Consider the following 682-nt stretch of genomic DNA (forward strand, 5'->3'; position numbering starts at 1 on the left):
GCACGGTGCCCGGGTCGGGGTCGGTCTGGATCGTCGCGGCCAGCAGATCGTCGAAGCCGAGGTAGTCGTCACCGCGCTCGGCCTGCAGCACGTCCAGCCTGACGGTGGTGAAGCTGAGGTCCGGCGTGATCAGGCCCCAGAAAAGCAGGCTGCCGTTGGTGTCCGCCTGCGGGTCGACCGAGGCCGGCGTGATCTGCGGCGGGTAGATGGTGTAGTTCAGGCTGCCGTCGCTGCCGGTCAGCGTGATCTTCAGCGAGCCGGCGAAGTCGCCGATGTCGGTGGCATAAAAACCGAAGGCGTTGATCGCCAGGTCGAAGCTCAGCGTGAAGGACTGCGACGTCTCCCAGAACAGCGCGGCATCGGCGCCCTGGGTGGTGTTGAAGCGGCCGGCCGTCACGCCGCCAACGATGGTTTCTTTGCTGACGTAGCCCTCACCACCTTCGCTGATCGGGGTGAGTTGCGCGGTGCCGCCGAACAGCGTCGCCGGTTTGCTCCCCTCCGTGTAGCCCTCGAAGGTCTCGGTCTTGAGGCTGGCGCCCCTCAGCGCGGCGTTGAAGTTGTTCTTGGCCGTTGCCGCCTTGCCGTCGGCCGGCACCGTTCCGTTGGGGTCCAGGTCGATCCCGGTGATGGGAATGGGCGCTGCGAAGCTCGCGCCCGCCATGCTCAAGGCTGACAGCACAAG

At 66.6% G+C, this 682-nt stretch carries 1 protein-coding gene; it reads right to left on the reverse strand.

The features are described from left to right. On the reverse strand, positions 1-682 hold a 682-nt coding region (locus CLD20_RS19965; protein WP_224408434.1), incomplete at both ends, for a hypothetical protein.

Source organism: Afifella sp. IM 167 (genome assembly GCF_020144925.1).
GTDB lineage: Bacteria > Pseudomonadota > Alphaproteobacteria > Rhizobiales > Afifellaceae > Afifella.